This window comes from Bradyrhizobium sp. Kon37 (assembly GCF_055807535.1).
In genome coordinates this window covers 1-459 of sequence record NZ_JBVVOY010000131.1, presented here as the reverse complement: position 1 = coordinate 459, position 459 = coordinate 1, and the positions used below count along the sequence as shown (strand labels likewise).

Sequence of the window (459 nt, the reverse complement as noted above, 5' to 3'; positions counted from 1 at the left end):
GAAGAGTTCACCACCATTGCAATTTTGTTGTACTGCGACGGGGCGTCTTCAAGACCGCCCTGAAAATCCTTACGCCAGGAGGTCATCAGGGCTTTAATGGATGCCGGGGTGACAATCATTTTTCTTGTTCCTGTTTCATTTTCAGATACTCAGCCTCTGTAATGCCGAGCGCCTTCACTGCTGCCTGTTCATCAGCAGACAGCACCGCCACCGCCGTTTTTTCCTGCGACGGAATTTTCGCTGTGGTGGTCTGCATGGCAGATAACGCAGCGATGGGCTGTTTTTTCTCAAGCTGTGCCGACAGTGCCGCCACGCCAATCTGACCGCCAAGCTGTTCCAGGTAAGTGCGTTCGCTTTTGAAAATGCGGCCTTCCTGTTCCGCCTTGTCCAGAACGGCGCTCAGGCTGGCTGTGGCGCTTTGTGCAGTCGCCTGTGCCAGTTCATCACGCAGGGCGTTGT

Annotated in this window: 2 protein-coding genes; both read right to left on the bottom strand. The window is 54.5% G+C overall.

Translation table 11 applies throughout. From position 1 onward, the window contains the following. The coding region (locus tag AC0L3J_RS37440) for a Mu-like prophage major head subunit gpT family protein (RefSeq protein WP_473350437.1) at positions 1-86 on the bottom strand (86 nt) is incomplete at its 3' end. Positions 87-115: 29 nt separating this feature from the next. Further along, on the bottom strand, positions 116-459 hold a 344-nt coding region (locus tag AC0L3J_RS37435; protein ID WP_473350436.1), incomplete at its 5' end, for a phage protease.